Below are 5,430 nucleotides of genomic sequence, written 5' to 3'. Positions count from 1 at the left end.
GTCCTGCGGTACGACCTGCTCGATTAACCAGGTCCGACCCTTGGCGCCGCACAGGTCGGCATGCGGGCAGGACGGGATCAGGTGGCTATGAAGGATCGACTGGATGACGGTCTTCAATCGAGATCTCTGTCGGACAATCTGATTGCGCCGTGTCACCTGTCGACGCAGAGCCTGCGTCGGCTCGTCCGCAATCCAGACTTCTGGCAAGAAGCCGCTGGCATAGAGCTGCGCAAGAACGTCGGCCTCGATCGTCGTTTTGATCTTGGCATAGGCAATGATACGCACCTGTTTCGGGTTGCCGATCCCCACCTTCTTCACATGCGGCGCAACCACAGCCGTAGCGGACGTCGCGTTGCCGGTGGCCTCGATCACCCCGACATCGTTCGGCGACAGCTTCGCGGCGAACGCCGCCAGCAGATCGCGCCGCATGTCGACGCGGCCGAGTCGCCTGAGCCTGCCATCCTCCCATGCCACTGCTTCGGCGAAGGCGCGGTGAATATCCAGTCCGATGATGCGCATGCCCGTTCCTCCTTCTTGGCTCGGTCAAAGACGGGAGCTGGCGGGTAACACGACATCTACTGATCCGCGCTCGCAGCGCCTCCGGGAAAGTCGCGAGGGGCGGCGATGTAACGAGCTCGGGCTCTCAGCCCACGGTCTATTGACGGCCTGCCTGCACCTTCGTGCTCCCGGTGCCCCACGTCCCGGATGGGCTCACCATAAGGGCGTTCCAAAACAAGAACGGCAGGACGAAAAGGCACCACAGATCACCACCGGATAACAGCAAGGCCAAGCGCTTCGTTCAGACAGGCTTGCGCCAATGGGCTTAGGCCGAGCCTACAACAGCTCTCAAAAACGCTGCCGAACTGCTGCATTGGCTTCGCCGATACAACACAGGCCTCACGGCAGCTTAGGATCAAACCGCCCATCAGTCGCCTCGGACCACGCCTTGCTAGGTCGGGGCCGCCGAAGACGCTGGTTGATAGCCCGGCGCCATCGGCCCGGCATTTCAAACCGCCAATCTCTGACCTGCACAGTACGTACGATTGCTCGCTTCGGCAGATCACGCGGCTCATATGTCGGACCTTAACGTCATCCATCATAAACTTTTTGCGACAAAAGATTGCAAGAATGCTAAATTGTTAAAGTCGTTTGTTTCGGTTAAAGGCATCCATCCCATGGATGGCTGATGACATGCGTTTCAAAGGACTTGATCTAAATCTCCTCGTTGTGCTCGACGCACTCCTGACGGAGCGTAATCTCTCGGCGGCGGCACGCAGGATCAACCTGAGTCAGCCCGCCATGAGTGCGGCCGTCGCCCGACTGCGCGATTATTTCCGCGATGAACTGTTTACGATAAGAGGTCGCGAACGATTTCTAACCCCGCGTGCGGCAGCATTTGCCCCCGCAGTTCGCGACGCTCTCCAGCACATCCAGTGCTCGATTATTTCTTCGGATCCGTTTGACCCAGCTCGAGCCGATCGCCTCTTCAGGATCATTCTTTCCGATTTCGTCACGCTCGTGTTTTTCGAAAAGCTTGTGGAGCGTATTGCACGGGAAGCCCCCGCCGTCAGCTTCGAACTGCTGCCTGTCGACGATAGCCCCGATGAGCTTCTCCGGCGCGGTGACGTCGATTTTCTAATTCTACCGGATATGTTCACGTCGAGTGTGCATTCAAGCGTTCCGCTGTTTGACGAGAAGCTCGTGTGCGTAGGCTGTCCCACAAACAAGCAGCTGCCACAGCAGCTTACATTCGAGAGATACATGTCGATGAGGCACGTCGCGGTCAGGTTCGGGCGTACGATGAAGCCGTCTATCGAGGAATGGTTTTTGCTTGAGCATGGCCTTAAGAGACGTGTCGAGGTCGCCGTGCAGGGCTTCAGCATGATTCCACCTATGGTGTCCGGCACAGCTCGTATAGCGACCATGCCCTTGCGGCTGGTCAGGCATTTCGAAAACACGTTCCCCCTGCGGGTTATCGAACTTCCGCTGCCATTTCCCACATTCACCGAGACCCTCCAATGGCCGGCCCTCCACAATAGCGATCCGGCAAGCATCTGGATGCGGGAGATAATGATGCAAGAGGCATCTCGGATGGCTGTCCCGCTGTGAACCCACGGAAAATTCAGGCGCACCTATAGTCACTACTCCTGTCACCATCTACTCTGACGACAATAGCCCTCGCCGGATAAAGTCGATGCTGGCGGCAAGTGCGCCTGCGAGATCGTCCAGAGAATGGACTTCCTCGACCAGCTCGAACGAGAAAGGTCCCGCGTAGCCGCCATCCAGCAGCGCCTGAATCTGGCTGCCATTGTCGGAACCTGCAAGAAAGCGATCGGGGTAAATCCAGAAGGTCGGGTCGTTTACGCTTGAAATGTGCACCAGGCCGGTAAGCTCGCAGAACAGGCATGTCTCCCCGGCCAGGGTGTGGTGGAACGTGTCGTGCACGAGGCGAAAGACGGACTGGCCATCAACCGCGGCAACGGCCTCGGCCGCTTCCTTCTTTGATCGAAGCGAGCAGGTTCGGAAACCCAGCGGCTCGATAAGACCGATCAGACCCCGCGACTGGAGGATTGGCTTGATCTCGTTTAGAGCGAAACGAAGATTGTCCTGGCGCTCGCTATTGGTGGGCCACGAGCTGCGGTTGGCCGGCACCAAAACGAGCGTCTCCGCCCCGCACGCCGTCGCATAATCGGCGAGGTTGCTTGCCTCGGCCTGACGCGTTGGAGTCCAGTCGTTGAACCGCTGCAAGGCGTTGACAGAGATGATCGTGATGCCCGCTTCGGTAGCGGCAAACCGGACGTCCGCAGCCGGAATGCCGCGTGCGACAGGATTGCTGAAATGAGGGTAACGGATTTGGACGTCGGTCAGGCCTTGGTCACGGGCAAGCGCGAAAAGCGCACTGACGTCAAGGCGGGGCGCCGCCATGTGATCGAGTGCAAAGCGGGGCGATACCTGGCGCATTGCTTGACTTTCCTTCCATGAAGCGCGGCTGCCATTTCGGCATCCGGCTTCTTTCAAGACGGAACCACGCCGGTTCACAGATCGGACAGAGACGGCCGAGTCAATCGAGCTTTCCTTTCATCGGTGAAAGGAAAATGGGCGCTCATGATAGAAATCCATCAAGCTCAAATATTTTCCGGAAGATAAATGTCGAACGGCAGAAATGTCTGCCCCGGGCTCTCCGCGACGCCGGCTTTGATGGCCCGCTCCATTGCCATTATCAGCTCCTGGCAAAGTCGGCGCATTGGCGTGCCGACCGCCATCGTCAAGATGTCATCCGCAAGCGCCCCACGTGACTGCGGCGTCATTTCACTCACGATCGCGACGAGATCCTGACCGCTCCCCTCTTCTCGGAGCGCGGAAATTGCCCCCTCTATCCCCCCGCCGGCCATATAGAAGCCGACGAGCTCTGGTTCCCGCTGCATAAGATCCAGCAATTTTTCGTAAGTGAGCTGCCGTTCATCAAGGTTCACGAGCGCATCAAGCACCTCGAATTTTGGCGCGTTCTCACGAAAATACGCACGAAAGGCCGTTTCCCGCGTCGCATGCGCCTGGAAGCGATGGCTTCCGACAAACACCGCCACCTTGCCGGGCCGTTTTGCGGTCTTGGAAAACACCCAAGCGGCAGTCCGTCCGACCTTGCTGTTGTTGAGGCCGATGTAGCCCTCGCGCACGCCATCGGCGAAGTCGGATAGCAGCGAAAATACCGGGATACCTTTCGCCTTGAGCTCCTCGACTGATGCTGTGATTTTCGGGTGATCGGCCGCCACCATGGCGATCGCCTGGCAGCGGCTCCCAAGGTCCTTAAGAAGCGGGAGCAGGTCACGCGGCAAATGTGACTGCGCGAACTCGATGATCGGAAGGCCGTGGAAGGATTTAGCCATACTGACCGACTCTTCGATCTTGCGAGCGAAATCTTGGTAGAAATCGTGGGTAGGTTTTCTCAAGATGAAGCCCAGCTTGTAGTGCGGCAGGTGCTGCTGCAAGCGCTGTTTGATGAGACCGGCAGCATGATAGCCGATCGCGTGCGCGGCCGCATGGACCCGCTGGGCGGTCTCCTCTCGCACCGGAAGGCGGACGTTCAGAACCCGATCGACTGTTGCTACGCTGACTCCGGCTTCGCGGGCGAGATCGGCAATTGTGACGCGCTTTCCCCTAGCGATTCTGATCGGCCGGTCCTCCATCATCCGGTGCGCTCCCGCGACGGCTTGGGGCGGCAAGCTGAAATAGTTCCCACACCCGGCGGTTGATAGCGCATTCGACGAACAGCGCTCCATGCGCACCCAGATGAGTTTCCGTGAACCGTTCGTTTGCTTAGGGGCTTCATGGTGTTGTATTACTCACTGCGTTAGTACTCTATTTCCAGCGCTCTTTGGAGGCTGGCAATTCGACTGTTGTGGCAAGGCCGCGACTTACACGTCGCGCTGTTGCGATTTTGCTTGCGGGGAGCCAGTTTGATGTAACCCTAACCGCGGAAAGCGGCTTCCATCCGTGACTGGTCCAATTCGCCTTCCCAGCGAGCGACAACGAGCGATGCCACCGCATTACCGACTAAATTCGTCAGCGCGCGGCATTCCGACATGAAGCGGTCCACGCCAAGAATTAGAGCCATTCCGGCAACGGGAACACTCGGCACGACAGAGAGAGTAGCGGCCAATGTGATGAAGCCGGCGCCGGTGACGCCTGCCGCACCCTTCGAGGAAAGCATCGCAATTAGCAGCAGGAGGATCTGATCGGCAATTGACAAATCTGTGTTCGTCGCCTGCGCGATGAAGAGGGCGGCGATCGTCATGTAGATATTGGTACCGTCCAGATTGAATGAGTATCCAGTAGGGATGACGAGACTTACGACCGAACGCGCGGCGCCGGCCTTCTCCATCTTCTCCATGAGCGAGGGCAGCGCGGCCTCCGAGGAGGACGTTGCCAGGACAAGCAGCAGTTCGTCCTTGATGTAGCGGACAAGAGAAAAGATCGAGAAGCCGTTGTAGCGGCAGACCGCGCCGAGAACCCCGAACACGAAGAGGAAGGCGGTAAGATAGAACGTCGCGACCAGTATCGCGAGGTTGGCCACCGAACCGATACCGTATTTGCCGATCGTAAAGGCCATTGCGCCGAAGGCGCCGATGGGTGCAGCCTTCATCAGAATGCCGACGAGCTTAAAAATGGGGGCGGTAAGCGCCTGGAGAAAGGTAACGACCGGCCTGCTCGTCTCTCCGGTCATCGCCAAAGCAATGCCGAACAGGACCGAGAAGAACAAGACTTGCAGGATGTCGCCTTCCGCGAAGGCACTGGCAATCGTTGACGGGATGATGTTCATCAGGAAGCTGGTCACGGACTGCTCGTGAGCCGTGGCCACATAGCCCTTAACGGCTTGGACATCGAGCGAGGCCGGATCGATGTTGAGGCCGGCGCCAGGCTGAACGATATTCG

Annotated in this window: 5 protein-coding genes; 1 reads left to right on the top strand and 4 read right to left on the bottom strand. The window is 58.4% G+C overall.

Annotated elements, in window-relative coordinates; genetic code table 11:
- A partial coding sequence (locus tag EOA60_RS16875) for a transposase (protein WP_164899358.1) occupies positions 1 to 519 on the bottom strand: 519 nt, incomplete at its 3' end.
- A gap of 672 nt (positions 520 to 1,191) precedes the next feature.
- Between EOA60_RS16875 and EOA60_RS16870 the strand changes: the two genes are divergently transcribed.
- A complete protein-coding gene (locus tag EOA60_RS16870; RefSeq protein WP_091600624.1) occupies positions 1,192 to 2,109 on the top strand; it encodes a LysR family transcriptional regulator in 918 nt (305 codons plus the stop codon).
- A gap of 48 nt (positions 2,110 to 2,157) precedes the next feature.
- Here EOA60_RS16870 and EOA60_RS16865 read toward each other — a convergent pair whose 3' ends face one another.
- The 3 genes from EOA60_RS16865 to dctA form a co-directional block, all read right to left on the bottom strand.
- Complete coding sequence (locus EOA60_RS16865; protein ID WP_091600623.1) at positions 2,158 to 2,961, bottom strand: TIM barrel protein; 804 nt, start codon at positions 2,959 to 2,961, stop codon at positions 2,158 to 2,160.
- Positions 2,962 to 3,125: 164 nt separating this feature from the next.
- Complete coding sequence (locus EOA60_RS16860; protein ID WP_091600622.1) at positions 3,126 to 4,187, bottom strand: LacI family DNA-binding transcriptional regulator; 1,062 nt, start codon at positions 4,185 to 4,187, stop codon at positions 3,126 to 3,128.
- 278 nt (positions 4,188 to 4,465) lie between these two features.
- On the bottom strand, positions 4,466 to 5,430 hold a 965-nt coding region (gene dctA / locus EOA60_RS16855; RefSeq protein WP_128311632.1), incomplete at its 5' end, for a C4-dicarboxylate transporter DctA.

Source organism: Mesorhizobium sp. M1A.F.Ca.IN.020.06.1.1, from assembly GCF_004023265.1.
Taxonomy (GTDB): Bacteria; Pseudomonadota; Alphaproteobacteria; order Rhizobiales; family Rhizobiaceae; genus Mesorhizobium.
Note: the sequence above shows the minus strand (reverse complement) of the source record. Positions and strands in the feature narration are given on the sequence as shown.

Coding starts and splice junctions, on each gene's coding strand:
- EOA60_RS16865 (WP_091600623.1), bottom strand. CDS start 2,961: ATGCGCCAGGTATCGCCCCGCTTTGCACTCGATCACATGGCGGCGCCC.
- EOA60_RS16860 (WP_091600622.1), bottom strand. CDS start 4,187: ATGATGGAGGACCGGCCGATCAGAATCGCTAGGGGAAAGCGCGTCACA.
- EOA60_RS16870 (WP_091600624.1), top strand. CDS start 1,192: ATGCGTTTCAAAGGACTTGATCTAAATCTCCTCGTTGTGCTCGACGCA.